We start from the raw sequence: 24886 nt of genomic DNA, 5'->3' as shown, positions 1-24886 counted from the left end.
GGGGGGCACCCTACAGGTGCCCCCCGCTTTTTTTACCCCATCATTTCATTATGCCCGGAACCCGAAATACACCCAGATCAGCATCCCCACCAGCAGAAGCGCCAGCGGCCAGGGATAGGCGAAGAGCACCGCGTAGAGTCGGGAGTCGAATTTCAGGTGCATGAAATACATCAGGATCAGAAGGGCCTTGGCGATGGCGAACCCCAGCAGGAAGGGCAGCTGAGGCACCGGCAGGCGGATGACGCTCACCTCCAGGATCGTGAGGACGATCAACACGATCCCCACCAGGACGTAGTTCGGATGCCGATGGGCCTTGGCTCCCACCGTCCCTTCCGGTCGATCGGTGCTCACGGAAGTCCCCCTCACGGCCGATCCTCCCTTAGCGCAGGAGATACACCACCATGAAGATCGCCACCCACACCAGATCCACGAAGTGCCAGTAAAGCCCTACCGTCTCCACCAGGACATCGTTCTGAGGCGAGAGGCGGCGGCGGAGCCCCAGGGCCACGCTCAGGATCCAGATCACCCCCACGGCCACGTGCGCGGCGTGGAAACCGGTGACCGTATAGTAAGCGGAGCCGAAGACGTTGACGCTGGGCGTGAGGCCTTCATGGAGATGCTGGCTGTATTCCACCGCCTTCAGAATCAGAAAACAAATGCCCAGCCAGGCCGTGGTGAGCAGCCAGGCGATGGAGGCCCGCCGGTTTCCATCCCGCAGGTGGGCCAGGGCCAGCACCATCGCCACGCTACTGGTGAGCAGGATCATCGTGTTGATGGTGGGGATGGTCAGGGTGAGGGCCTCATGGGCGGTGGGGCCGCTGGTCACCCGGTTGTGCAGCACCAGGTAGGAGACGATCAGAGAGGCGAAGAAGATCACCTCCGAGGCCAGGAAGACCCAGACCCCCAGCTTGCGGCTATCCACCGCGATCTCGGATCCGACCGTTGGATGATGGCTGGCCATCGTCTGCTCCTCCGCCACTCCGGGTGGAAAGATCCAGGTTCCCTCCCCTCCTGGGGCTGGATCCGGGAAGCCCCTGGGCCCTCACGATGACGTCCCGTGGGCTTCCGGGAACAGAGGCTGCTGGACCCAGCGCACGAGCCCCAGGGCGAAGAGAAGAAGGCCCACGGGGATAAAGATCCAGTGGGTCACCAGCCCCAGGGCGAAGACCGTCAACCCGGCCGCCAGGATCAGCGGCCACAGGCTGGGGGAGGGCAGATGAATGGGCTCCTCCGACGTCTCCACCTCCCCAACCCGATCGTTTCCTTCTGCCGCCTCGATGACAGGATGCGGATGCGGGTTGCCGGTGTATTTGCGATCCCATGCCGGCCGGCGGCTGTGGATCACCGGGATGCGCGCGAAATTATAGGGCGGCGGCGGCGAGGAGGTCAGCCACTCCAGGGTGTGCCCATCCCACGGGTCATCCGGAGCGCGCTCCCCGGCGACCAGGCTGCGGGCGATGTTAACGAAGAAGACCACGAAGCCCAGAGCCAGGATAAAGGCGCCGACCGTGGCCAGAAGGTTCAGGCCCTCCCAGCCCAGGCCAGGGGCATAGGTGTAAACCCGTCGGGGCATTCCGGACAGCCCCAGGAAATGCATCGGGAAAAACGTAAGGTTGAATCCGATGAACTGGAGGGCGAAATGCAGGCGGCCCAGCCGCTCATCCAGGAAGCGCCCGGTGATCTTGGGAAACCAGTAATAGATGCCGGCCACAATAGCGAACATCGAGCCGCCGAAGAGCGTGTAATGGAAATGAGCGACCACGAAGTAGGTGTCCGTCACCTGCCAGTCCACCGGGACAGCGGCCAGGAACAGACCGCTTAATCCCCCGATGACGAAGAGGGCCACAAAGGCGGCAGCGAAGAGGAAGGGCGTGCGATATCGCACGGCCCCACCCCAGATGGTGGCAATCCAGTTAAAGACCTTGATGGCTGTGGGCACCGCCACCAGCATGCTGGCGGCCGAGAAAAAGGCATTCACCACCGGAGGCAGCCCCACCGCGAACATATGATGCGCCCAGACCGTGAACCCGATGAAGCCGATGGCTACGCTGGAGTAGGCCACCGCCGTGTAGCCGAAGATGGGCTTGCGAGAGAAGACCGGCAGCACCTCTGAGACAATCCCCATCGCGGGCAGGATCATGATGTAGACCTCCGGGTGGCCGAAGAACCAGAAGAGATGCTGCCAGAGCAGCGGATCCCCGCCCGCCGCCGGGTTGAAGAAATGCGTCCCCAGATGGCGGTCCAGGAACAGGAGGAACAGGGCCGCCGAGATGCTGGGCATCGCAAAGAGAATGAGGAAGGCGGTCACCAGCGTGGTCCAGGCGAAAAGCGGCAGCCGGTTCAGGGTGAGACCGGGCGCCCGCAACAGCAGGATGGTGGACACGAAGTTGATCGAGGAGGTGATGGAGGAGATCCCCAGCAGCTGCAGGCCCAGGATCCAGAAGTCGATGCCGGTGCCTTTGGAGAAGGTTTTCGCCGTCAACGGCGCATAGCCGAACCATCCCGCGTCGGGCGCCCCACCCAGCAGGAAGCTCAGGTTCAGGAAGAGCCCGCCCAGCAGGAACATCCAAACCCCGAAGGCATTCAGGCGAGGATAGGCCATGTCCCGGGCCCCGATCATCAGAGGGACGACGTAGTTCCCCAGCCCCGCCAGCACCGGCATCACCACCAGGAAGACCATGGTGGTGCCGTGCATGGTCAGAACCTGGTTGTAGGCCTCCCCCACCAGCACCCGATTGTTGGGGACCGCCAGTTGCGTCCGGATGAGCAGGGCCTCCAGGCCACCGATCAGAGCGAAGAACCCGGCGCCCAGGATATACAGGATGCCGATCCGCTTGTGGTCGACCGTGGTCAACCAGGAGAGAAGCCCCCGCTCCTCATACACGCGGGGCCATGCCACCGCCGAACCGGCCATCGCTGCCTCCCTTCATTTCAGGGAAGAAAGATAAGCCACCAGAGCCTGGATCTCCTCCGGGGTCAGGCCCAGGCGGGGCATCAGCGAGCCCGGCTTGACCGCCGGGGGATTATCCAGCCAGCGGGCCAGGTTCTCCGGGGTGTTCTCCAGCAGGCCCGCCGCAATCGTCGTCCGGCTCCCCACATGAGTGAGGTTCGGTCCCACCTTTCCCCGAGCCGGCGTGCCGTCAATGGTATGACAGCCCACGCAGGCCTTGCTCATGAACACCTGATATCCTTTCTGCGCGAGGGGCTCCACGGGCTGCGCCGCGGGCGCCCGCTGAGCTTCCACCCATCGCTGGAACTCGGAGTCCGATACCACCCGGACCCGCAGGCGCATGTTCGCATGGGAGGCGCCGCATAACTCTGCGCACTGCCCGTAATACGTCCCCTCCACATCCGCCTGCAACCACAGGAGATTTTCCCGCCCGGGGATGGCATCCATTTTGCCGCCCAGCTGAGGAACCCAGAAGCTATGAATGACGTCCGCCGCGGTAACGGTGAGCCGGATCGGCCGGCCCACGGGGATCACCAGCTCGTTGGCCGTGGTGATCCCCAGAGTCGGATATTGAAACTCCCACCACCATTGATGGCCGATGACCTTCACCGGAATCGCCTCCGCCGGCGGCGTGGAGGTCGCGGCCATCGTCCGCCAGGTCATGGCGAAAATCACCGCCAGGCCCAGGGCGGTCACCGTGGTCCATGAGACCTCGAGGGCCCGGTTCCCGTGGATCTGGGGGGGAATGGCCTGCGGATCCCGGGCCCGGAAACGGATGACCGCGTAGAGCAACAACGCCTCCACCACCACAAAGACAAAGGCCGTAATCGCCAGGATGAACCAGAACAGCTCCGCCTCCGCCCGGCCCTTGGGGGATACAGGAGCCAGGATCGCCGGGCTCTGAGCAGAACACCCCGCAAGCCCAGCGCTCAGGATCACCAGCCCTGCTTCGCCCCCCCGGGCCCATCCGCGGATCGCACCGCCGGTTCGCGCCATCCAGATGCCTCCCGTGTTGGCTTTGCGCGCTCCTCCCTCAGCGATCAAAGCATGAGACATAGGGCAGGCACCCCAGCGGCCCGCCCCACGCTTTTGCCTCTTCCTCCTCTTAGCCCCCGCGCAAAGGGACATAACGCCTACTGTGGATCCCTGTTCGCACTAAATCGCATGAAATGGATGAAGAGTTTTACTCGAACTGTCAAGGCCGCTCACCCCGATACGAATCGGGCGACAGGGACGCGACGGAGTTTCCCCTGAGGAGCAGCGCTTCTCCCCATGCAAAGACCCCTCATCCTCAGGTCCTTGCCCCTTATCCCGGATCCAGGATCATGGCTGGACCACCCACCTCCCCTGCATTCCCAGGTCCCAGTGGGCACCGTCGTTCTCGAAACAGCCGATCTGCCACTCCCCCGCTTTGTCCGCCGGGACCTTGAAGATGAGGGTGACTGGCTCGCTGCCCGGCTTTAGGGCCACCATGAAGCCGTGCATTTCCTCCTCCTCTTCCATCAACTCCCGAATATCAATGGCTTTCCCTCCCCGCTCCGCTTTCACCACGACCCCATCGAAGAAGTCCTGATGAAAGCCGACCGGTCGGCCCGCCCGGGTCATCAGCTCCCGGCCGATCATCAGCTCGTGGGTCTCCTTCCCCTGGTTGACCAGGGTGAGGCGAATCTCCTGGCCGGCCTTCACCCGGATCGTGGAGGGATCGAAACGGTATTCCTCCATCCATCTTTAATGTAACGCGCGCCGGGCCGGCCGGGCCAGCCGATGCGCACGCGGCCAGAAACAGTCCGATGATCCCCAACGCCCTACCCCACTTCGGAACACGAGCCATCATGGCCTCCCCATGCCGTCAGGATGCCTGTTCCGAACCCCTCTTTATTAATGATCCAATTAACCCAAATTGTCAAAACAGGACGCCCACTTGAAGCGCTTTTTGGACTAATTTATCCATTTTCTAATCCATTCGTTGGGGCGGGATCGAAAAAGGAGAGGCGGATCCCCGACCTGCCGGTGAGGCGCCATGGAAACCATGCGGCCGGCTCCTTTTTGACACGACCGGGGAAGTCGAATATAATTCGCAACGCTAAATTTTAGCATGCGCAAAAATCTGGGGAGGCCCGGAGCTTGATCCCTGAACGTGTCCTGGCCCGTCGGATCCTGGAGACCCTTCACCTGGTGATACGAAAGATCTGGGCAGAGGTGAAAGGGGATCATCCGGAAAGCTTCCCAGCGCAATCCTATCGGCTGCTGGGGATGCTGGCTCAGCGTCCGTATACCCTGACGGAGCTGGCCCGTGCGCAGTCTGTTCGTCCCTCCACGGTCTCGCGGGCGGTTCGCTCCCTCGCCGCTCAGGGCTGGGTGGATGTGGAACGGGATCCCACAGACCGACGGCGGGTATGGATCCGGCTCACGCCAAAGGGGCGAAAGGCGCTGCGCCGGCTTCAGCTGCGAGCGGCCGTCCGTCTGGGGCGACGGCTGGCCACCCTCAGCCCGGAGGAACGCGCGATCCTGGCCCAGGCGATGGATCTCCTGCAGCGAACGCTGGGGAGCGGCCCGGGGCCTCCTTCGACCGGGTGATCGATGTCCGGGCATTCCTCCATCTCCGGCGGAGCTTTCAGGGGGTGCGAGCCGCTGGAGGCGGCCTGCGCTCAACCATTCACGACGATCGCTCTTGCTTCTCAGAGGAACTACGGATCAGGAGGAGGAAAGCATGAACGCCATTGAGGCGGAGCGCCTGACCCGGCGGTTCGGCGACTTCGTGGCCGTTCGAGAGGTTTCTTTTACGGTGCGAGAAGGAGAGCTCTTTGCCTTCCTGGGCCCCAACGGGGCCGGCAAGTCTACCACCATCAATATGCTCTGCACGCTGCTGCGGCCAACATCCGGCAAAGCCCGGGTGGGGGGCCATGATATCGTGAAGGAGCCCCATGAAGTGCGCCGGCGCATCGGGCTGGTGTTCCAGGATCCCAGCCTGGATGATCGGCTGACGGCGTGGCAGAACCTCCAGTTTCACGCCCGGCTGTATGATGTCCCCCGTCGGGCCTTCGAGGAACGGGCGAAGCGCCTGCTGGAGCTGGTGGATCTCCTGGATCACGCCCACCAGGAAGTGCGCACCTTCTCCGGGGGGATGAAGCGCCGGCTGGAGCTCGCCCGCGGCCTGCTCCATCAACCCAAGGTCCTTTTCCTGGACGAACCCACGCTGGGGCTGGATCCTCAGACGCGGCGTCACATTTGGGATTACATTCTCCGCCTGCGCGATACCGAGGGGACCACGGTCTTCTTCACCACGCATTATATGGACGAAGCGGAGCGGGCGGATCGCATCGCCATCATCGACCACGGGCGCATCATCGCCCTGGACACCCCGGATAACCTGAAAGCCATGATCGGCGGAGATGTGATCCTGATGCGAACCAGCGACGATGCCCGCGCGGCCGAGCGGTTGCGGGAGGCGCTGGCGCTGGAGCCCCGCCGGACCGAAGAAGGGCTGCTCATCGAAGCCGCACGAGGCGATCAGCTCATCCCCCGACTGCTGGGGGTCCTGCAGAACGGCCGGGAGCCCCCGCTGACCGTTCACAGCATCAGCCTGCGGCGGCCCAGCCTGGAGGATGTGTTCATCAAACTGACCGGCCGCGCCATCCGGGATGAAGAGGCCTCACCCCTGGACATGATGCGTCTGAGCCAGCGACTCTGGAGGCGGAGGTAAGCCACATGGCCTTCCTGAAAACGGTTTACACGATCTGGTATCGAGATCTGCTGCGTTTCCTTCGGGATCGCGCCCGGATCTTCAGCTCCCTGGGCCAGCCCCTGCTCTTCCTGGTGGTGTTTGGGAACGGGCTGGCTCCGGCAGTGGCGGCCGGGATGGGCGGGGTGGATTTCCGCACCTTCCTGTTCCCGGGGATCCTGAGCATGGCGGTGCTCTTCACGGCGGTCTTCTCCGCCGTTTCCATCGTGTGGGACCGCGAGTTCGGCTTTCTGAAGGAGGTGCTGGTGGCCCCTGTCTCGCGCGCAGCGGTCGCCCTTGGGAAGGTGGCAGGAGGCAGCACCACCGCGCTGATCCAGGGGCTTCTGATCATGATCCTGGCCCCCCTGGTGGGCGTGCGATTCACGGTTCCCCAGATCCTCACCCTGATCGTGATGATGATCCTGATGGCGGCGACCATGACCTCTTTCGGGATCCTCATCGCCGCCCGCATGCGGTCGATGGAAGGCTTCCATATGATGATGAACTTCCTGCTGATGCCTATGTTCTTCGTGAGCGGGGCGTTCTTCCCGCTCCGGGAGGTTCCCCTCTGGATGGAATGGCTGGCCCGGGTCGATCCGGTGACCTACGGGGTAGACGCCATGCGCCAGACCGTGTTGCGCGGGATGATCCCGGAGCCGATCCTCCACGCGTTGATCCTTCACCCGCTGGAAATCAACCTGATCGCCCTGGTCGCCTTCTGGATGCTGTTCCTGATCCCGGCGGTGTGGCTGTTCAGCAAGACGGAGTAACCCAGGGGATGCGTCCAAGCCGGCCGGAGCAAGGGGCTTCGCGGTTTCACCTTCAGCCCCACTGGTTTACAACTCGCTCATTGACACTTCAAAGGGGTTCCGCTATAGTTTTATAAGAAGAGCGGATGGGGGCTCAAAACCGAATCCCCGGAAACGGCGATGACGGAGACGAGTAGGCCCGAGCCGTCGCGCCCAGCGAGTCCGGGTATGGTGGAAGCCGGACGCCGACGTCGGGCTGAAGATCCCTCCCGAGCCGGTGACCGAACGCCCCTTCGGAACGGGCCAGTAGGCTCACCCGGGGCTCGCCCTCCCGTTATCCAGGGCGCGGGGATCGGAAGAGGCGGTGCGAACGCTCACCCCAGGTTCGGAGCCGCCGCAGGGTTCCTGTCCCCGTCAGGAGTGGCCCGGTGGAACCGGGAAGCAGGGTGGTACCGCGGGAGCGATCGGCTCTCGTCCCTATGGGGCGAGGGCCGATTTTTTTAGCCGGACGCCTGCCAATCTGGTTATCGCGCCCCTATGGAGGGAGCATCGATCATGGAGACCGAACTGCTGTATCAGACCGATGCCTACCGGCGGAGCTTTGAGGCGACGGTAGTGGCTGTGGAAGGGCGAGCGGTGGCCCTGGACCGGACGGCTTTCTACCCCGGCGGTGGGGGTCAACCCCACGACCTGGGATGGCTCACCGATGGCGCGCGCACGTGGCGGGTGATGGCCGTTCGCCGCCAGGGGCCGCTGGTCTGGCATGAGGTGGAGGGAGAGCCTCCCGCGCCAGGACAGCGGGTGCAGGGGGAGATCGACTGGGAGCGCCGCTACGCCCTGATGCGCACCCACACCGCCCTTCATATCCTGTGTGGGGTGGTCTGGCGGGACTATGGGGCCAAGGTGACCGGAGGGAACATGGAGCCCCTGCGCGGGCGCATGGATTTCGAGCTGGAGACCCTGCGGGGGGAGCTGGTGCGGGAGATCGAGGAGAAAATCAACGCGGAGGTGGCAGCCGCCCGCCCGGTGCGGGTCCACTTCCTCCCCCGCGAGGAGGCCGATCGCCACCCCGATTTGATCCGCACCAAAGTCAACCTCCTCCCGCCAGACATCCGGGTGGTCCGGGTGGTGGAGATCGAGGGGCTGGATCTTCAGGCCGACGGTGGCACGCACGTGGCGAACACCCGGGAAGTCGGCCGGATCCGCGTAGTGGATTACAAGAGCAAGGGGCGGAGCAATAAACGGATGGAGATCGAACTCTCAGAGGGATAGAGGTTACGCCGCTGGCCTCTTCCAGTGAACCCTCATCCGCAAGCGGAGGCGAAGTTCGAGAACGGATCAGGAGGCGATCATGTTCGAACCGGTTCCGGCACGGGTCCATTTCCCCCAACTGGAAGAAGAGATCTTGAGGTTCTGGAAAGAGCGCCGGATCTTTGAGCGTTCCATGGAGCAGACAAAAGGGGGGCCCCGCTATGTGTTCTATGAGGGGCCCCCGACGGCCAACGGCCTGCCCGGCATCCATCACGTCCTGGCCCGCGCGTTCAAGGATCTGTTCCCCCGTTATAAGACGATGCGCGGATATTACTGCCTCCGGCGGGGCGGATGGGATACCCACGGGCTCCCGGTGGAGCTGGAGGTGGAGAAGGAGCTGGGGTTCACCTCGAAAGCGGATATCGAGCGCTACGGGGTCGCGGAGTTCAACCGCCGCTGTCGGGAGAGCGTGTTCCGCTATGTAAAGGAGTGGGAAACCCTTACCGAGCGGATCGCGTTCTGGATCGACCTGCAGAACGCTTATATCACCCTGAGCAACGAATACATCGAGTCCGTCTGGTGGATCCTGCGCCAGTTCTGGGATCGGGGCTTGCTCTATCAGAGCTATAAAGTGGTCCCTTACTGCCCTCGCTGTGGCACGCCCCTCTCCGATCACGAGGTGGCCCTGGGCTACCGGGAGGACACCGAGGATCCCTCGGTATATGTGAAGTTCCCTCTCCGGGATGAGGAAGGAACCTACTTTCTGGTCTGGACCACCACGCCCTGGACACTGCCCGGGAACGCCGCCCTGGCGGTCCATCCCGAGGCCACCTACGTGATGGTGGAACAGGAACTCGATGGAACGAGGGAGCGCCTGATCCTGGCGGAGGCCCTTCTGGAGAAGGCGCTGAAAGGGGAATACCGGGTGGTGGCCCGGATGCCCGGGCGGGAGCTGGCTGGGCTGCGATATCGCCCCCTCTACTCGTTCCTGCCCCTGGAAAAGGAAGCCCATTATGTGGTCCCCGCGCCCTTTGTCAGCCTGGACGAGGGGACCGGCATTGTGCACATCGCCCCCGCCTTCGGCGCGGAAGATATGCAGCTCGGCCGGGAACATGACCTCCCGATCCTGGTGACGGTGGATCCGCGGGGGCGCTTTGTGGACGAGGTGACGCCATGGCGGGGGATGTTCGTAAAGGACGCGGATCCCCTGATCATCGAGGATCTCCGGCGGCGTGGGCTGTTGTATTTCGCCGGTACGTATTTACATACCTATCCGTTCTGCTGGCGTTGCGGAACCCCGCTCCTTTATTACGCCCGCGCCTCCTGGTTTATTGAAACCACCCGCTTCAAGGACCGGCTGGTGGCGCTCAATCGAACCATCCGCTGGTATCCCCCGCAGATCGGGGAGGGGCGCTTCGGCAACTGGCTGGAGAACAACGTGGACTGGGCCCTCAGCCGGGAGCGCTACTGGGGGATCCCGCTGCCCATCTGGGAGTGTGGGCGCTGTGGCCACCGGGAGTGCATCGGATCCTACGCCGAGCTGCGACAGAAAGTGGAAGCCGCAGGCCTCCGATGGCCAGACCCCTGGGATCCACACAAGCCATATGTGGACGAGGTCCGCTATCGCTGTGAACGATGCGGGGACTGGATGCAGCGGGTGCCGGAGGTCATCGACGTCTGGTTCGATTCCGGGGCGATGCCGGTGGCCCAGTGGCATTATCCCTTCGAGAACCAGGAGATCTTCCGGGAGCAGTTCCCGGCGGACTTCATCTGCGAAGGGGTGGACCAGACGAGGGGCTGGTTCTATTCCCTGCACGCCATCGCCACGCTGCTCTTCGATTCGGTGGCCTTCAAGAACGTGATCTCCCTGGGGCTGGTCCTGGATGAGAAGGGCCAGAAGATGTCCAAATCCCGGGGCAACGTGGTGGATCCCTGGGAAGTCATCCACGTCCACGGGGCCGATGCCCTTCGCTGGTATTTCTATACCGTCTCTCCCCCAGGCCAGGAGCGGCGCATCTCGGTGAGCCTGGTCGGGGATGTGGTGCGCACCTTCCTCCTGACCCTCTGGAACACCTATCGGTTTTTCGTCACCTACGCCCGGCTGGACGGCTTCGATCCCCGGACGGTCCCGGCGCCTCCGGTGGCGGAGCGCCCGCCGCTGGACCGCTGGGTCCTGGCGGAGCTTCACGCGCTGATCCATGAGGTCACGGAGGCGCTGGAGGGTTACGATCCGACGACCGCCGGGCGGCGGATCGCCGCCTTTGTGGACGATCTGTCGAACTGGTATGTGCGCCGCAGCCGGCGCCGGTTCTGGAAGAACGAGAACGACGCGGACAAGGCGGCCGTGTATCATACGTTGTATGAGTGCCTGGTGACCCTGAGCCACCTGTTGGCCCCCTTCATTCCCTTCACGGCCGAGGCCCTTTACCGCAACCTGGTGGCCCGGGTCGACCCGGAGGCTCCGGAGAGCGTCCATCTCTCCCGCTGGCCGGAGCCCGATCCCGCGCGGATCGATGAGCGGCTGCGGGAGGAGATGCGCCTCGCCATGCGGCTGGCCAGCCTGGGCCTGGCTGCCCGGAACGCCGCCCGGATCCGCGTCCGCCAGCCGCTGGCCCAGATCGCCTTCCGGGTGCGCAGCCCGGAGGAGGAAGAAGCGGTCCGACGCCTCGCGGATATCCTCCTGGATGAGTTGAACATCAAGCGTCTGACGTTCATCCAGGAGCTCACCGAGGTCGCGGATCCGGAGCTCCATCTCCGGCCGGACCGGCTGGGGCCGCGCCTGGGGGCCCGGCTCCCTCTGGTCCGGGAGGCCCTGCATGGGCTTCCCGCCTCGGCGATCATCCGGGCGCTGCGCCGGGGGGAGACGGTCGCCGTGCAGGTGGATGGGGAGATCGTGGAGGTTGGTCCGGAGGATGTGGAGATCCGCTACCGGCCGAAACCCGGGTGGGTCTTCGTGGAGGAAAACGACTATGTGGCGGCGGTGTGGACGGAGCTCACCGACGAGCTGCGCAAGGAGGGCCTGGCCCGGGAGGTGGTGCGGCGGATCCAGGAGCTGCGCAAGCGGGCGGATTTCGATGTGGCGGACCGCATCGTGACCTACTATCAGGCGGATCCTGGGCTGGCGGAGGCCATCGCCGCTCACGCTGCTTATATTCAGGCGGAGACCCTCTCCGAGCAACTCCTGGCCATGACCCCGCCTCCCTCCGTGGAGGCGATCGAACGGGCGACCATCGACGGCATGACGCTCCTTCTGGGAGTGCTTCGCGTCGCGAAGGGGTAAAGTTCTGCGATGCCGTTGCGATTTCTGACCGCTGGAGAATCCCATGGCCCGGCGCTCGTCGCCATCCTGGAAGGCCTTCCGGCAGGGCTTCCCGTAGACCTGGAGGCGGTGAACCGGGAGCTGGCCCGGCGCCAGCAGGGCCTGGGGTCAGGTCCCCGGATGAAGATCGAAGCGGATCAGGCGGTGATCCTGAGCGGGGTCCTGGAAGGCGTCACAACGGGAGCCCCGGTGGCCTTCCTGATCGAAAACCGGGATCACATCAAATGGCGGGGGCGGGCGGTCGAGCCCATGACGGTGCCCCGGCCCGGCCATGTGGACCTGGCCGGGGCGTTGAAATACGGCTACCGGGATCTCCGGCCCGGCCTGGAGCGGGCCTCCGCGCGGGAAACCGCCGCCCGGGTGGCGATCGGGGCGCTGTGCAAGCAGTTCCTGCGGGCCTTCGGCATTACCATCGGAAGCTACGTCGTGCAAATCGGGCCGGTCCGCGCCATGCTTCCCGAGGATCTCCCCTATCCCCTTCGTCTGGAGCGGGCCGAAGCGGATCCGGTCCGGTGCCCGGATCCGGAAGCCTCGGCCCGCATGCAGGCCGCCATCGAGCAGGTGATCCGGGAGAAGGACACCCTGGGCGGGGTGATCGAAGGGGTGGCCCTGGGGGTGCCCCCTGGCCTGGGCTCCCATGTGCACTGGGATCGGCGGCTGAACGCCCGGCTGATGATGGCCCTGGGGAGCATCCCAGCCGTCAAAGGCGTGGAGATCGGGGAAGGGTTCACCCTCGCCAGCCGCCGGGGCACCGAGGCACAGGATGGGATCTTCCGGGAAGGCGAGGCCCTGGTCCGGCGCACCAATCGGGCGGGCGGGATCGAGGGCGGGATCTCCAATGGGGCCCCTATTGTGGTCCGGGTGGCCTTGAAACCCATTGCGACGACCCTCACCCCCCAGCCTTCCGTAGATCTTCGAACCGGCGAGCCGACAGAGACCCGCTACGAGCGCTCGGACTTCTGCCCCGTCCCCCGAGCCTGCCCCATCGTCGAGGCCATGATGGCCTTCGTCCTGGCCGATGCCCTGCTGGAGAAGCTGGGGGGCGATACGATGGAAGAATGCCAGCGCCGCTTCGAAACCCTCCGGAAGCCCCGGCTGGAGGATCTCCAGCTGGACGGCGAGCCCCACGGTTTCTGGCCCTGACGGGGATGTTTCACGTGAAACATCCCGGGGAGATCCGACGGCACGCGCCCCCGATCTCCGCTATCGCCACCGGGTCAAAATCGTCTCCCGCTCGAACACCGTGATCGCCAGAGCGGTTAGAAGGGCATCCGCCCCCACCAGGAAGAGGGCGATGATGCCGAGGAGAGGGCCGCTCAGCCAGAGGATCCCGAAGCTCTGGGCCAGGATGAGCCCGATCAGGGGGAGGATCACCACCATGCCGATCTGCTCCGCCAGGCGGGGATCGTTCACCCGGGAGGAGACCATCAGGCCGGTGAGGGTGGCCAGCATGGTGATCAGAGGGCCCAGCCCGAAGATCTGGATCCAGGCCACGGGGCCCCACAGGGTTTCCCGGGCAGGCGGAGAGAGGCGGATCCCATGGGCGGCCGCCACGGTGAGCAGATAGGCTGCCCAGCTTAAGGCGATCCCTGGGCATGCGGCAGCGAGGGCCTTCCCGGCGAGCAGCTCCCCGGTGGTCACCGGTGTAGCCAACAACGGCTCCAGGGCCTTCTCCCGCTTCTCCCCCACCACGCTGTAGGTCGCGATGGTCATCGGGATCGCCAGCGGGGCGATCCAGAAGAGCACCATGAACTGGGAGGCCAGGAGGACTTCCAGCTGGGCCTGAGGCGGCAGCCCGGCCAGCCGGCGGGCCAGCGCAGGGGGCAGCTCCCCCGAAGACGCCCGGGAGGGCGGGATCTGGCGGATGCTGATCAGGCTGAGGATGGGAATAGCCGCGAAGAGGATGGGGAGCAGGATCATCAACATCACGATGTAACGATTCCGTAAGGCGTCATGGATCTCCTTATCGATCACCGCGGCGATTCGGTGCAGGTTCATCCCGATCCCTCCCCGGGTCGGAAGTCTTGTCGAACTGTCGGACACCCTTTAAGAGGTCAGCAGCCACCCCACCAGTGCATCCAGATCGTAAAACATCTGGGTGGGCCGCACACCCTCCGGGATCGGCTCCCGATACCGGTTCAGCCAGACGCAATCCAGCTGGAGGCGGATGGCTGGGTGGATATCGTGCAGGAGACTCTGGGCGATGTGCAACACCTCCTCCCGCCGGACAGCATAGCGGGAACAGAACGCCAGCCAGTGGCGGGGATTCGGTTTATAAGTACGGGTGTCCTCCGCTGTGATCGCTCCATCGACCTCCAGGCCATGGCGCCGGATGGTCTTCGCCAGCAGGTCGCGATCCACATTGGAGAGAATCACCCGCCGGAAGCCCATCACGCCAAAGGCTTTGAGGCCATCCACCGTATCCGGGAAGGGAGGCCAGTCCGGCAGGGAATCCGCGAACGCCCGGGCCTCTTCATCGGAAATCCGAACATCGAAACGGGATGCCACCGCTCGGGCGCTCTCGGCCAGGATCTCCCGATACCGCCGGTAGGGGCCGGACTCCAGGCGATGTTCTTCCTCCACATAGACCTGAAGGAGCTCCTCGGGCGCGGGATCCACCCCATGCCGGCGCAGGATATCTCCCAGATGTTCGGCGATCCCCGTCCGCCAGTCGATCAGCGTGCCGTAACAATCGAACGTAAGAAAGCGATAGCGGCTCATCGCGCGGCCCATCCCATGATCCAGTGATCCAGGATGAATCCGTCTCCCTGTCAGGTCTCGCTCTATAAATACCGAATCCCCCGGGAGTTTCGTTGCCTTTACATCCGGGAATCCAGACAGCGGACAGGATCCGTGAGGGGGCTCCCCCCCCGTTCATCGCCTTAAGCTCCCAGGCCACGGGAGAGGGAATTGCCCGTTATCGGTTGACACCCTCGTCCGGGCAAAGGACAATACACATCGCCTGCGCCAGACTGGAGGCTTCCATGCGCTCAGGATAGCACAAGGCGCCAGCTCCAGCCAGAGGACGCAAGCTCCGGCTCAGGCATGTTCGGAGGCGGACTCCTGTAGACGAGGAAGCAGCGATGGCTCGAGAACATAAAAACGGAGCGCCAAACCCCCAGCGGGAGCTGGACCTTCGGGGCGAGGTCTGCCCTTACACGTACGTGAAGACCCGCCTGGCTCTGGAAGAGATGGAGGTAGGTCAGGTGCTCCGGGTGCTGGTCGATTACGAGCCGGCCACCCGCAATGTCCCTCGCAGTGTGACCCTGCAGGGGGATGAGGTCCTGAAGGTCGAGCCGATTGGGGAGGGGACATGGGCGATCTGGATCCGGAAGCGGAATCCCTCGATCTGACTGTGGAGAGCGCCCAGCGGATCCTCACCCACGTCCAGGCCGAATGGCCGCTGGAGGCCTGCGGGCTTCTGGGGGGGATCGGCCGACGGGTGCTGGCCGTCTACCCCACGCGGAACGAGCTGGCCAGCCCGGTCCGCTATCGGGTCCACCCGGACGATCTCATTCGCGTGATCCATGAGCTGGAGGAACGGGGATGGGAGCTGGTGGGGATCTATCATTCCCACCCCCATGGCCCTCCCGTCCCCTCGGCCACGGATGTGGCGGAGGCCTATTATCCGGAAGCGGTTTATGTGATCGCCGCCCCGGTCCAGGGGGAATGGCGCCTGCGGGCTTTCCGGATCACGGACGGAGCCGTGCGGGAAGTGCCGATCCGGCTGGTAAAATCACCTTGAGCTCCCCTTTCGAGGCGGGCAGGCGCACCGGAGGCGCGCCCCGCAGGAGCGAGGGGCCTGGCGATCCGCCACTTCCCTCTTAACCCTTCAGGAGCGGGAGTTCTTCGATGCGCGACCGGGCGAGAATCCGACGGCTGGCGATCGCGGCCCTGGCGCTCTGCCTGACCGGGTGCGCCGCCATCGTTCCGCCATTCTCCCCCCCGGCCACGCCGACGCCGACTTCAACGCCCACGCCGGCCCCGACCCCCACGCCCTCCATCTGGCCGATCGGGTTGCACCCTGCGCTTCCGACAGAGGTTCGTGAAGAGATCCGGCGACGGCTGAAGGGGGATCCCCGCTGGTCCCTAGTGGGAGAGGGGGGGATCGCCCGGATCGCTCCCGTTGCGGCCCGCGCGCCGCTGCGCCTGGGGATGTGGATTTACGCGCTGACGGCGCCTTTCCCCACAGCGACCGATGAGGTCTCCCTTCACGCCCTTCGGGCCCGCTGGCAGGGACAGGACACCCTTCCAGGCCCCATCCTGGCCGCGACCGAGACCATCCAGCTCTTCTCCGTCCTCTGGGGTCCACCTGACCCGGGCGTCGTGCGTCCCGTGTCAGAGGAGGAGCTGGTGGATCGCCTGTGGGCGATGCGCCCGGCCTGGGCCCTGGTCCCCTTCCACCGCCTGGAGCCCCGGCTGAAGGTGATCGCGGTGGACGGCCTCTCCCCGATGGAGCGCGGCCTGGATCCCCGGCGGTATCCGCTGGCCGTGGGGTTCGGTGTGGAGGCGATTCCCCCAGGGTTCCCGGTGGTGGAACTCCAGCGGGCGGTGGGCGAGCTCACGAACCGGGATGAGGGTCGGATGACGATCCTGGCGATGACAGGGGTCACCGCCCTGGTGCGGGGCACGGCGGTTCAGATGGAGCGTTACGGGGTCCTGTTCCCCGCGCGGGACATCGCTCCATGGCTGCAAGGGGCCGATCTCACCCACATCAGCAACGAGGTCTCGTTCTGGGAAGCGTGTCCGCCTCCGCGGCCACGGAGCGGGGTGGTGTTCTGCAGCGATCCCCGTTACGTGGAGCTGTTGACCTACATCGGCACGGACATTGTGGAATTAACCGGGAACCATCTCAATGATTACGGGCGGGAGCCGCTTCGGGCGACGCTGGCGCTCTATCGGCGCATGGGGATGCGCTATTACGGAGGCGGGCGGAATCTGGAGGAGGCACTGCAACCCCTGCGGGTGGAGCACCACGGGAACCGCCTGGCCTTCATCGGGTGCAATCCGGTGGGGCCGGACTACGACTGGGCCACCCCGACGGAGCCTGGCGCGGCGCCGTGCCTCCCGGAGCTGGAGGAGACGGTTCGCCGCTTGCGGGCGGAGGGATGGCTCCCCATCGTCACCCTCCAATACTGGGAGTTCTACGACTACGCCCCGACCCCTCAGCAGGTCCAGGACTTCCGGTTCTGGCGGGATCTGGGGGCGGTGATCGTCAGCGGGAGCCAGGGGCATCACGCCCAGACCTTCGAAGTGGGGCGGGGATGGTTCATCCACTACGGGCTGGGGAACCTGTTCTTCGACCAGGTAGATCCCATCGGGGTCCGCCAGACCTTCATCGACTGGCATGTGTTCTACGAGGGGCGATATCTGGGGGTGGTGTTGCGGACGGCCTTCCTGGAGGATCTCGCCCGTCCGCGCCCGATGACCCCGGAGGAGCGTCGGGCGCTGCTGGAGCGGTTGTTCGCGCTGATGCCATCGCCATAGCGTCTGGGGGCTTCCAGCGGCGTCAGGCAGGGGATGGATCGGCGGGCTATGCCACGAGCGGTTGCCACGAGCGGTCCAGCGCGAGCTCCCCCCGGAGGACGTTGTGAGCAATCCGTTGCGGGCAATCAGAAGCATTTGGAAACGAAGCCGAGGCCTATCGACGGATCCTGCAGGACCCGCGGGTGTTCCTGGTGGATGTGACCGGATCCCTGGTCTACCGCCATCCGAGCTTCCAGGCTCAGGTCCACATGTCCTGGGAAGATTTCGCGAGCCGGTTTCAGATCAACGGCCCCTCTTTCTTCGGGCACATGGAAGACTTCGGGCTGGAGCCATTCGCGACGGACCCTACCGAGCGGTGAAACCTTCCCCCATCACCTCCCGGGGATCGCACGGCGTCCATGAGGTGCTCGAAAGCGATGGCCCGGTGAAGGCTACCTGAAGATAGGGAGCCCAGATTTGGTCGCCCATGGAACCAGCAGGGAAATTGCGGTCCAGTTGGGCATTACGGGACGAATACAGAAGTGAAATTAGAGATCACACCACATGTCGTAGCTACAACAGAGAAAAAAGCAAAACGAATGGATGATTCCGCATAGGACCCTGGGGATTTCCACAGGTTGATCCCTGGGGATTTCCACAGTTGACAGGAAATGTTATGCCCGATAAACTAGGAAACACCATTCAGGAAGACCAACAAGAGCTTGATACAGGGGATGAATCCATGAGGAACGTGATTTTAATTTTAGGCTTTTTATATGACAACAGAGATATTACATTTCAATACAAACATGATATTCAATCGAGGTTTGACAGGAACCGGTAAGGATTCCACGCCTCAGCCATTGTGGTGGGCCAGAGTCTATGCGGATCAGTGGGAAGATGTGTGGAGCGGCGGAAGACCTCACAAACTGGCTGTGTGGCTTCTTCCGTATTGTCACCAGCAGCAATATCACGGCTCTGGGGGATATACGGATACATGCTCCAGTAGCCACGGCTGTATTGATCAATGGACCTGGTGGCTACAATCTCCAGTATCCAAGCTCGGCGTGCCATACAGCTGGTGGATAGATCCTTTTAAGCCCGATCGCCGAAATATAGGTAATTATTCAGCTGTATGTTGGATTAACTAAATCAACCAAATTAAAGGTTTTTGAAAATATCCAAGATTTTTATAAGGAGTAAAAAATGCGAAAAAATAGTATAATGTTTAAAGGCCTCGCCCTGGTCGCCATTGTGCTGACAGCCTGGACGATGCGAGCCACTGTTATATCTTCTAAACCGGTCCCCCTAGAGAAGTTTGTCCTTCATACAGAGGATCTGCCTTTGTGTAAAGAAGTTGAGTGCGAAGAGGCCCAAAACGCTCCCGAGTTTGCAAAAGAAGGCGCGGAGTTCCTGGGTTTACCTGCGGATTATGAAAACATGGCTGGAGGGTATTTTGTCATTTATACTTACCCCCACCCCCGGGCAGTAGCCCATCTGGTCTATCAATACAGCGATGAGAAGGAGGCCACAGCGGCTTATGAGCGGTGGCGGGATGCATTCCCCCGTTCCGCTTTGGCCCGCACTACCTCTGTGATCCATGAAAGCGCTCTGGCTGGGTTTAAAGGCCGGCGTGTCGAGGCCAGGGATCCTGCGGGAATCGCTTACTGGTTTGTCGGGGTACGTGGGAAATTCTTAACGGTTGTGGGAATGCTTCGGGCAGGGGAGGGACCAGCCACCGCCGATGAGCTACCTTTCGATGAAATTCTCTCCACTGCCATAAGGAAGATGACAGGCGTCCGATCGCATATATCCCCGTAGCGGCGGAAGGCGGCGTTCTCCTGAGAAGAATCCGGAGTCGATCGTCTGGCTCGATCGGGTTGGGGGATCTCGCAGCGGGTGTTTCACGGGCTTCAGTTAAAACGTATATCGGTGAGCGGGACACCCGGGGTGCCCCGCTCACCCGCTGTGGGCCAGGAAGGGGGATTCCCCAAGCTGGAGCTCAGGAAGCCGCCACCCGCACCGGGAGGCGGCGGATGGCTTTCTCGATGCGCTCCAGGGCTTTGTGGATGTTTTCCACGGAGTTGGCGAAGGAGAGGCGCAGGAAGCCCTCCCCATATTCTCCGAAGGCCGTTCCCGAGAGCACGGCGACCCCGGCCTCCTCCAGCAGATAGGCGGCCAGCTCCCGGGAGGACATCCCGGTCCCCTCGATATTGGGGAAAGCGTAGAAGGCGCCCTTCGGCTTGAGGCAGCGGAAGCCGGGGATGCGGTTGAGCCCCTCCACGATCACCTCCCGCCGCTCCCGGAAAGCCGCCACCATCCGGTCGACCTCGTCCTGGGGGCCGGTCAACGCCGCGATCCCGGCGATCTGGGTGAAGGCGGCGGTGCAAGAGTTGGAGTTGATCATCAGCCGCGTCACGGCCTCCGCCAGGGGCTCGGGCATCACCCCATACCCCAGCCGCCATCCGGTCATGGCATACGTCTTGCTGAACCCATCCAGAATAATCGTCCGCTCCCGCATCCCCGGGAAGCTGGCGATGCTGATGTGCTCCCCCTCATACAGGATGCGACTGTAGATCTCATCGGAAAGCACCACCAGATCGTGTTCCAGACACAGCTCCGCGATGGCCGCCAAGTCCTCCCGGGTGAGGACGCCCCCCGTGGGGTTGGCCGGGGAGTTCAGGATGAGCATGCGGGTGCGGGGGGTGATGAGGCGGGCCAGCTCCTCCACATCGACGCGGAACTCGTTCTCCATCCGCAGCCGCAGGGGCACCGGCCGCCCCCCCACAAAACGGATCATGGACTCATAGATGGGGAAACCCGGATTGGGATAGATCACCTCATCGCCCTCCTCCACCAGGGCGAGGATGGCGAAGAACATGATCGGCTTCCCCCCGGGGACCACCACCACGTTCTCCGGCCCGACCGGGATGCCCCGGGTGCGACGGATATAATCGGCGATGGCCTCCCGCAGGGCGGGGATCCCAGCCGCGGGAGTGTAGTGAGTATACCCCTCGTCCAGCGCCCGCACGGCGGCGGCCTTGATGTGAGCGGGGGTGTCGAAATCCGGCTCCCCGATTTCCAGATGGATGATCTCCCGGCCCTGGGCCTCCAGGGCCTTCGCCCGCGCCAGCACCTCAAAGGCCGTCTCCGTGCCCAATCGGAACATCCGCTGCGCCAGCCGCATAAGGGCCTCCTGTTTCCGGTGAAGCGTTCAGGGGTCCGGCTTCCACCCCGATTATGATGAGGAAACATCCAGCAGGCAACTCCTCCGGCCATGCTTTTCTTGGGGCCGGAGATGACTCCAGAGGTTTCTCCGGGGAACCGATCGCGCAACCTGTTGTGTTAAAATCTGCTGCAACAGAGGGCCTGTGCAGTGAGGCCCGAATCGGGGATCCAAAGGGGACGAAGCGCGGGCACAGGAGCATCCCAGAATGGCTCCGATCCTGGAGGTTCACGATTTCACCTTCCGCTATGCGGCGCGGCCCCGGCCGGCGGTGCAGGGGATCTCCTTTTCGGTCGAAGAGGGGGAAATGGTCCTGATCGCCGGGCCCAGCGGGTGCGGGAAGAGCACCCTGCTGCGGGCGCTGAACGGCCTGATCCCTCGAAGCTACAAGGGGGAGCTTCAAGGGGCCATCCGGATCGGCGGGCTGGATCCTCGCACATGGCCGCTGGCCCGGCTCTCCCAGCAGGTGGGCACTTTGCTTCAGGATCCGGAACGCCAGATCGTAGCCGCCGATGTCCTCCATGACGTCGCCTTCGGGCTGGAGAACCTGGGCTGGCCTCGCTCCCGGATCCTGGAGCGGGTGGATGAGGTCCTGCATGCCCTGGGGATCGCCCATCTGCGGGATCGACCGACCTTTCAGCTTTCCGGAGGAGAGAAGCAACGCGTGGCCCTCGCCGGCGTCCTGGCCATGGCGCCTCGGATCCTCCTTCTGGATGAGCCCCTGGCCTCCCTGGATCCCCAGAGCGCTCAGGACGCGCTGGTCCTCTTCCGTCAGCTTCACCGGGAAGGCCATACCGTGCTGCTGGTGGAGCACCGGGTGGAGGATGCGATGAACGCCCACCCGAACCGGGTGCTCTACCTGGAGGAAGGACGCCTGGCCTTCGATGGGGATCCGGAGGCATTCTTCGAACGTGTGGATCCCACAACGGTCAAGGTTCCCTTTCCGGTCTGGTTGCGCCGCTGGCCGGCCGTTCGCGGATATAAGAAGCCCGCGGTGGAGATCCCGCCCGCCTCTCCCGCCGCTCCACCCTTGGTGGTCTTCGAGAACGTCTCTTTTGGCTACGGCGACGGACCGGATGTTGTGCATGAGATCCACGCGGAAATCCGGAAAGGGGACAGCCTGGCGATCCTGGGGCCCAACGGGGCCGGCAAGACCACCTTGCTGAAACTGGCGATGGGATTGCTGAAGCCCCGCCGGGGTCGGGTGTGGGTGGGGAAGAAAACCACGCGCGAGCAGACGGTGGCGGAGATTGCCCGCACCATCGGGTATGTGTTCCAGAGCCCCAGCCAGATGCTCTTCGCCCCCACCGTATGGGAGGAGGTGGCCTTCGGGCCGCGCAACCTGGGTCACCCCCCTCAGGAGATCGAAACGAATGTGCGATGGGCGCTGGAGCTGGTGGGGCTGCTGGATCAGGCGCGTTCCTCACCCTGGGCATTGAGTTTCGGCCAGCAGAAGCGGGTGACCATCGCCTCGGTGCTCAGCATGCGCAGCCGGATCCTGGTCATGGATGAGCCGACGGCGGGGCAGGATTACCGGGCATATATGCGATTGATGGATGCGATCGCCGAGATCGCCTTTGGTCCAGCCCAGGCGGTGGACGCCCTGGTCTTCATCACCCACGATCTGGATCTGGCGCTCTCGTTCGCCAACCGGGTCTGGGTCGTGGCAGAAGGCCGGCTCCTTGCGGACGGCCCTGCGGAGACGGTCTTCTCGGATCCCGAAGTGATGCGGCGGGGACGGCTGGTTCCCACCTCCCTGCTGGAGGCCAACCGCCAGCATCTGCCTCGAACCGGACGATTCCAGCGGGCCGAGCGGCTGGCAGAGCTCCTTCAGGGGAACCCGCCGTCTCCTCTGGCTTAAGCCGGGCGCATCCCCTTCAAGCTAAAATAAGGACCACGGGGAGGGGATCCTTGGACCTCACCCCCCGGCCCCCTTCCCTACGAGGGAAGGGGGAGCCTAAAATCTCCCCTCCCCGTTTCAGAGAGGGGATGGGGGGAAATCGGGCTGTCGCCCACCTGCTGACTATTTATTAAGGAAGGGGAGGCCATCTCGTCTTCCGGGTCAGAGCCGAGCCGCATACATCCTATCCCTACCGATGGAGGGAGCCATGGCGCGCAAGGCGTTAACCTGGTTGCTTTTGCTAGTCGTGGTGGTCTTGCTGATGGGACTGGCCAGCCGGATGACCGGGGAGTCCGGCGCACGGCTTCAGGGCTTCGGCTGGCTCCTCTGGGTGGCCATCGGCGCAGTCCTGGTCTATATCGTTTACTTCGCCACGGCGGATCACCCCGCGTGGCAGATCGGCACCCGCGAAGTGGTGTATATGGCTATCGGGGCCGCCCTCTACGGCGTGTTCTCCTACTTATTCAACGGCACCGTCTTCGTGGTTCCCTCGGTGAGCCAGGTGGCGCTGCGCCCTGCGATCGTCTTCCCAGTCTTCTTCGGTTACGTGTTCGGCCCCGCGGTGGGTTTCTTCACCGGTGCTGTAGGAAACATCCTGGGGGATTTCCTCACGGGCTGGGGCGTGTTCCCGGCGTGGGACATCGGGAACGGCCTCGTCGGGCTGGTGGCCGGCCTGCCCGTGATCCTGGGACGGGAGCGGGCGCTGAACCTCCTCACCGGGATCGTGGCCGCTGTGGGCGTGGCCCTGAGCCTGTGGGCGTTGACCACGGAGGTCAAGAGCCCTTTCTTCGGCGGGCCGCTCAGCCCATTGATGCGCTGGGTGCCATTGATCGGAGCCCTTCTGGTGGTGGCCCTCCGGTTCGTCCTGGGCTCTAACATCGCCCTGGCCTCGGTCATCGTCTGGGGCGCGGTGGCCAACATCGTGGGCATCGGCTTCGCGGCCATCGCCGACATCTGGATCAACGGCTACCCGCCGGCGGTGGCCCTGCTGGGGGAGTTCGTGCCAGCGGCGGGGCCCAACATCCTCCACGCGGCCATCCTCACCCCGTTGCTGGTGGGCGCCTATAACGCCCTCCAGCAGCAGCTGGGCCGGGGCGCCGGGGTGGCATGAGCCTAGGTTTCCGCGTCTGGAGGAGGAGAGCCCGGTGCTGGTGACGTGGCCCTATCGACGGCGGGGCAGCTTCCTGGAGGCCTTCGACCCGCGGGCTCGTCTGCTCGCCGCCCTCTCGTTGATGCTCTCCACCCTCTTTTTCTGGGACGTGCGGGTGCTGGCGGGCCTGTGGGGCCTGGCCCTCCTCTACTTCCGGCTGAACCGGCTGACTTGGCGGGAAACCCGTCGGGCCTGGCTGTTCACCGGCTTCGTGGCCTTCGTGTTCGTGTTCATCACTTTCCTGACCGGCCGTGGAGGCTTCGAGGTCTATCAGACGGAGCGGCTGCTGGCCCGCCTAACCCTGCCCATCTCCCTGTTCGGATGGACCCCCGCTATTCCCATCACGGTGGAGCGCCTCTTCTTCGCCCTCAGCCAGATGTGCCGGATGGGGACGGTGATCACCGCGGCCATCCTGATCCCCTACACCCTGGATCCCTCCCAGTACGGCGTGGTCTTCCGGGGCCTGGGTCTGCCGGATAAGATCGCTTACGCCATGGACCTGGCCTTCCGCTTCATCCCCACCCTGGGACGGGACGCCATGCAAACCATGGATGCCCAGCGGGCTCGGGGCTATGAGCTGGAGAACATCCGCGGCGGCCCCCTGGCCCAGATCCGCCGGCTCGCTCCCCTGGTGGTGCCGGTGACCCTCCACGCGCTGATGGCGGCGGAGGACATCATCGACGCGATGGACCTGCGGGCCTTCGGGGTGGGGCGACGGACATGGGTGACCGAGCTGCGCTTTCGCCGCCACGATTTCATCCTGCTCGGGCTCAGCGCCGCGCTGTTTTTCGGATCCATGGCCGCCGCGGCCCTGGGGTTCGGCCGATTCTGGACGCCCTGAGAGCGCCTTCCCGGGCGAACCCGAGAGGCGATGGCCGGGCGAGGCTTAGCGGATCAGGCCGGCGAGCCACCCGAGCACAAGACGCGGGGTCACGTGCACCTCGATCCAGGCGGCAGCAAAAAGAAGGGGGATCGCGATCAGCAGCAGCTTCAGCCAGTCCGCCCAGGCCAGCACCAGCCGATCCCGCAAGCTCCGCGAGCCGGGCGGCGTGAGGGGCGTCAGCCCCAGACGCAGGGCCCCCGCCAGCACCAGCCCCGCCGCGGGCAGCTCCAGAACCCCATGGGGCAGGAGCGCCAGCACGCCCGCGATCCCC

General features: G+C 64.2%; 23 protein-coding genes. 14 read left to right on the top strand and 9 right to left on the bottom strand.

Annotated elements, in window-relative coordinates; all coding sequences use genetic code 11:
- Positions 1 to 48 precede the first annotated feature (48 nt).
- From VAE54_RS00850 to VAE54_RS00830, 5 genes are all read right to left on the bottom strand, one after another.
- Positions 49 to 366, bottom strand: coding sequence for a cytochrome C oxidase subunit IV family protein (locus VAE54_RS00850; protein WP_322800033.1), 318 nt, complete (start codon positions 364 to 366; stop codon positions 49 to 51).
- Positions 367 to 379: 13 nt separating this feature from the next.
- Entirely contained in the window at positions 380 to 979 is a 600-nt protein-coding gene (locus VAE54_RS00845; RefSeq protein WP_322800032.1) for a cytochrome c oxidase subunit 3, read from the bottom strand.
- A 63-nt stretch (positions 980 to 1042) separates the two neighbouring features.
- Positions 1043 to 2914: a cytochrome c oxidase subunit I gene (ctaD, locus tag VAE54_RS00840; protein WP_322800031.1), complete on the bottom strand. Its 1872-nt coding sequence runs from the start codon at positions 2912 to 2914 to the stop codon at positions 1043 to 1045.
- Positions 2915 to 2926: 12 nt separating this feature from the next.
- On the bottom strand, positions 2927 to 3946 hold the full coding sequence (gene coxB, locus VAE54_RS00835) for a cytochrome c oxidase subunit II (protein ID WP_322800030.1): 1020 nt from the start codon (positions 3944 to 3946) through the stop codon (positions 2927 to 2929).
- Positions 3947 to 4273: 327 nt separating this feature from the next.
- Complete coding sequence (locus tag VAE54_RS00830; protein WP_322800029.1) at positions 4274 to 4672, bottom strand: hypothetical protein; 399 nt, start codon at positions 4670 to 4672, stop codon at positions 4274 to 4276.
- 402 nt (positions 4673 to 5074) lie between these two features.
- Between VAE54_RS00830 and VAE54_RS00825 the strand changes: the two genes are divergently transcribed.
- The 6 genes from VAE54_RS00825 to aroC all read left to right on the top strand — a co-directional run bounded on the left by VAE54_RS00825 (position 5075) and on the right by aroC (position 13133).
- Positions 5075 to 5527 (top strand): MarR family transcriptional regulator, encoded by a 453-nt coding sequence (locus tag VAE54_RS00825; protein WP_322800028.1) that lies wholly within the window; start codon positions 5075 to 5077, stop codon positions 5525 to 5527.
- A gap of 133 nt (positions 5528 to 5660) precedes the next feature.
- Positions 5661 to 6653: an ATP-binding cassette domain-containing protein gene (locus tag VAE54_RS00820; RefSeq protein ID WP_322800027.1), complete on the top strand. Its 993-nt coding sequence runs from the start codon at positions 5661 to 5663 to the stop codon at positions 6651 to 6653.
- 5 nt (positions 6654 to 6658) lie between these two features.
- Positions 6659 to 7441 (top strand): ABC transporter permease, encoded by a 783-nt coding sequence (locus VAE54_RS00815; protein WP_322800026.1) that lies wholly within the window; start codon positions 6659 to 6661, stop codon positions 7439 to 7441.
- A 534-nt stretch (positions 7442 to 7975) separates the two neighbouring features.
- Positions 7976 to 8692, top strand: coding sequence for an alanyl-tRNA editing protein AlaXM (gene alaXM, locus VAE54_RS00810; protein ID WP_322800025.1), 717 nt, complete (start codon positions 7976 to 7978; stop codon positions 8690 to 8692).
- Positions 8693 to 8771: 79 nt separating this feature from the next.
- Positions 8772 to 11951, top strand: a complete 3180-nt coding sequence (gene ileS, locus VAE54_RS00805; RefSeq protein ID WP_322800024.1) for an isoleucine--tRNA ligase — start codon at positions 8772 to 8774, stop codon at positions 11949 to 11951.
- Positions 11952 to 11960: 9 nt separating this feature from the next.
- Complete coding sequence (gene aroC, locus VAE54_RS00800) at positions 11961 to 13133, top strand: chorismate synthase (RefSeq protein WP_322800023.1); 1173 nt, start codon at positions 11961 to 11963, stop codon at positions 13131 to 13133.
- Between the two features lie 60 nt (positions 13134 to 13193).
- Here the strand turns inward: aroC and VAE54_RS00795 are convergent, their stop codons facing one another.
- The gene (locus VAE54_RS00795; protein ID WP_322800022.1) at positions 13194 to 13988 is read right to left on the bottom strand and encodes an ABC transporter permease subunit; all 795 of its coding nucleotides are present in this window, start codon (positions 13986 to 13988) and stop codon (positions 13194 to 13196) included.
- A gap of 48 nt (positions 13989 to 14036) precedes the next feature.
- Positions 14037 to 14711, bottom strand: coding sequence for a haloacid dehalogenase type II (locus VAE54_RS00790; protein WP_322800021.1), 675 nt, complete (start codon positions 14709 to 14711; stop codon positions 14037 to 14039).
- A 362-nt stretch (positions 14712 to 15073) separates the two neighbouring features.
- On the opposite strand from VAE54_RS00790, the gene VAE54_RS00785 reads away from it, so the two are divergent.
- The 5 genes from VAE54_RS00785 (at position 15074) to VAE54_RS00765 (ending at position 19277) form a co-directional block, all read left to right on the top strand.
- A complete protein-coding gene (locus VAE54_RS00785; RefSeq protein ID WP_322800020.1) occupies positions 15074 to 15343 on the top strand; it encodes a sulfurtransferase TusA family protein in 270 nt (89 codons plus the stop codon).
- Entirely contained in the window at positions 15304 to 15735 is a 432-nt protein-coding gene (locus VAE54_RS00780; RefSeq protein WP_322800019.1) for a M67 family metallopeptidase, read from the top strand. Before VAE54_RS00785 ends, VAE54_RS00780 begins: the two co-directional genes overlap by 40 nt.
- A 107-nt stretch (positions 15736 to 15842) precedes the next feature.
- A complete protein-coding gene (locus tag VAE54_RS00775; RefSeq protein WP_322800018.1) occupies positions 15843 to 17477 on the top strand; it encodes a CapA family protein in 1635 nt (544 codons plus the stop codon).
- Positions 17478 to 17659: 182 nt separating this feature from the next.
- Entirely contained in the window at positions 17660 to 17836 is a 177-nt protein-coding gene (locus VAE54_RS00770) for a hypothetical protein (protein ID WP_322800017.1), read from the top strand.
- Positions 17837 to 18662: 826 nt separating this feature from the next.
- Positions 18663 to 19277: a hypothetical protein gene (locus tag VAE54_RS00765; RefSeq protein ID WP_322800016.1), complete on the top strand. Its 615-nt coding sequence runs from the start codon at positions 18663 to 18665 to the stop codon at positions 19275 to 19277.
- A gap of 181 nt (positions 19278 to 19458) precedes the next feature.
- On the opposite strand, the gene VAE54_RS00760 is transcribed toward VAE54_RS00765, so the two are convergent.
- Complete coding sequence (locus VAE54_RS00760; protein ID WP_322800015.1) at positions 19459 to 20643, bottom strand: pyridoxal phosphate-dependent aminotransferase; 1185 nt, start codon at positions 20641 to 20643, stop codon at positions 19459 to 19461.
- A 247-nt stretch (positions 20644 to 20890) separates the two neighbouring features.
- Between VAE54_RS00760 and VAE54_RS00755 the strand changes: the two genes are divergently transcribed.
- The 3 genes from VAE54_RS00755 (at position 20891) to VAE54_RS00745 (ending at position 24573) form a co-directional block, all read left to right on the top strand.
- Positions 20891 to 22543 (top strand): ABC transporter ATP-binding protein, encoded by a 1653-nt coding sequence (locus VAE54_RS00755; RefSeq protein ID WP_322800014.1) that lies wholly within the window; start codon positions 20891 to 20893, stop codon positions 22541 to 22543.
- Positions 22544 to 22790: 247 nt separating this feature from the next.
- Positions 22791 to 23693, top strand: coding sequence for an ECF transporter S component (locus tag VAE54_RS00750; RefSeq protein WP_322800013.1), 903 nt, complete (start codon positions 22791 to 22793; stop codon positions 23691 to 23693).
- A gap of 34 nt (positions 23694 to 23727) precedes the next feature.
- The gene (locus tag VAE54_RS00745) at positions 23728 to 24573 is read left to right on the top strand and encodes an energy-coupling factor transporter transmembrane component T (RefSeq protein ID WP_322800012.1); all 846 of its coding nucleotides are present in this window, start codon (positions 23728 to 23730) and stop codon (positions 24571 to 24573) included.
- A 45-nt stretch (positions 24574 to 24618) separates the two neighbouring features.
- Here the strand turns inward: VAE54_RS00745 and VAE54_RS00740 are convergent.
- Positions 24619 to 24886: stage II sporulation protein M (locus VAE54_RS00740; RefSeq protein WP_322800011.1), on the bottom strand; the 268-nt coding region annotated here is incomplete at its 5' end.

Source organism: Thermoflexus sp. (genome assembly GCF_034432235.1).
Taxonomy (GTDB): domain Bacteria; phylum Chloroflexota; class Anaerolineae; order Thermoflexales; family Thermoflexaceae; genus Thermoflexus.
Note: the sequence above shows the minus strand (reverse complement) of the source record. Positions and strands in the feature narration are given on the sequence as shown.

What these genes read in the sequence shown, in the direction of transcription:
- VAE54_RS00760 (WP_322800015.1), bottom strand. Translation starts at nt 20,643, where the DNA reads ATGCGGCTGGCGCAGCGGATGTTCCGATTGGGCACGGAGACGGCCTTT.
- VAE54_RS00830 (WP_322800029.1), bottom strand. Translation starts at nt 4,672, where the DNA reads ATGGAGGAATACCGTTTCGATCCCTCCACGATCCGGGTGAAGGCCGGC.
- VAE54_RS00775 (WP_322800018.1), top strand. Translation starts at nt 15,843, where the DNA reads ATGCGCGACCGGGCGAGAATCCGACGGCTGGCGATCGCGGCCCTGGCG.
- VAE54_RS00820 (WP_322800027.1), top strand. Translation starts at nt 5,661, where the DNA reads ATGAACGCCATTGAGGCGGAGCGCCTGACCCGGCGGTTCGGCGACTTC.
- VAE54_RS00785 (WP_322800020.1), top strand. Translation starts at nt 15,074, where the DNA reads ATGGCTCGAGAACATAAAAACGGAGCGCCAAACCCCCAGCGGGAGCTG.
- VAE54_RS00780 (WP_322800019.1), top strand. Translation starts at nt 15,304, where the DNA reads ATGGGCGATCTGGATCCGGAAGCGGAATCCCTCGATCTGACTGTGGAG.
- alaXM (WP_322800025.1), top strand. Translation starts at nt 7,976, where the DNA reads ATGGAGACCGAACTGCTGTATCAGACCGATGCCTACCGGCGGAGCTTT.
- VAE54_RS00765 (WP_322800016.1), top strand. Translation starts at nt 18,663, where the DNA reads ATGCGAAAAAATAGTATAATGTTTAAAGGCCTCGCCCTGGTCGCCATT.
- ileS (WP_322800024.1), top strand. Translation starts at nt 8,772, where the DNA reads ATGTTCGAACCGGTTCCGGCACGGGTCCATTTCCCCCAACTGGAAGAA.
- VAE54_RS00750 (WP_322800013.1), top strand. Translation starts at nt 22,791, where the DNA reads ATGGCGCGCAAGGCGTTAACCTGGTTGCTTTTGCTAGTCGTGGTGGTC.
- VAE54_RS00815 (WP_322800026.1), top strand. Translation starts at nt 6,659, where the DNA reads ATGGCCTTCCTGAAAACGGTTTACACGATCTGGTATCGAGATCTGCTG.
- VAE54_RS00790 (WP_322800021.1), bottom strand. Translation starts at nt 14,711, where the DNA reads ATGAGCCGCTATCGCTTTCTTACGTTCGATTGTTACGGCACGCTGATC.
- VAE54_RS00755 (WP_322800014.1), top strand. Translation starts at nt 20,891, where the DNA reads ATGGCTCCGATCCTGGAGGTTCACGATTTCACCTTCCGCTATGCGGCG.
- ctaD (WP_322800031.1), bottom strand. Translation starts at nt 2,914, where the DNA reads ATGGCCGGTTCGGCGGTGGCATGGCCCCGCGTGTATGAGGAGCGGGGG.
- aroC (WP_322800023.1), top strand. Translation starts at nt 11,961, where the DNA reads ATGCCGTTGCGATTTCTGACCGCTGGAGAATCCCATGGCCCGGCGCTC.
- VAE54_RS00795 (WP_322800022.1), bottom strand. Translation starts at nt 13,988, where the DNA reads ATGAACCTGCACCGAATCGCCGCGGTGATCGATAAGGAGATCCATGAC.
- coxB (WP_322800030.1), bottom strand. Translation starts at nt 3,946, where the DNA reads ATGGCGCGAACCGGCGGTGCGATCCGCGGATGGGCCCGGGGGGGCGAA.